Below are 574 nucleotides of genomic sequence, written 5' to 3'. Positions count from 1 at the left end.
TCGGCGAGCGTGCGCTCGGCCGCGCTCGCCTCGCCGCGCAGGGCAGCGAGGCGGCGTTCCTCCGCGCCGGTGCTCTCGCGCAGCTCAGCGAGGCGGCGCTCGGCGGCGGCGACGGCGGTGCGAAGCTCGGTAGCGCGCGCCTGCAGGCCGCGCAGCTCCGTCGCGGTCTGGTCGCGCGTGGCGGTCAGGCGGCCGATGTCGGCTTCCAGCTGGGCCACGGTCTGGCGGCGGGCGGCGGCCTCGCCCTCCGAGATGTTCACCGCCTGGCGGGCGGCGGCCAGGCGCTGCTCCTGCTCGCGCAGCGCCGCCTCGGTCTGGTTGCTGCGCGCCTGCAATTCGCTGAGGCGCTGCTGCTCGGAGCCGGTGCGCTGGGTCAGCCCGGCTAGGCGCTGCTCGGCCTGGGTGGCCTCGTTGCGCAGGCCGTCGCGGCGGCGCGTCTCGGCCTCAGCGGCCTCGCGCAGGCTGGCGAGGCGGGTTTCCTCCGCCGCGGTGCGCTGGCCGAGGCCGGCGAGGCGGCGTTCTTCGTCGGCAGCGCGGGCGTTGAGGCCGGCGACGCGCGCATCGGCGGCGGCGA

The 574-nt window shown here is 78.4% G+C and carries 1 protein-coding gene; it reads right to left on the bottom strand.

What is annotated here, in order from left to right; translation table 11 throughout:
* The coding region (locus HW578_RS27460) for a hypothetical protein (RefSeq protein ID WP_198373841.1) at nucleotides 1-574 on the bottom strand (574 nt) is incomplete at both ends.

Origin of the sequence: Roseomonas rosulenta (assembly GCF_016106005.1) — a bacterium.
Classification (GTDB): Bacteria; Pseudomonadota; Alphaproteobacteria; order Acetobacterales; family Acetobacteraceae; genus Neoroseomonas; species Neoroseomonas rosulenta.
Note: the sequence above shows the minus strand (reverse complement) of the source record. Positions and strands in the feature narration are given on the sequence as shown.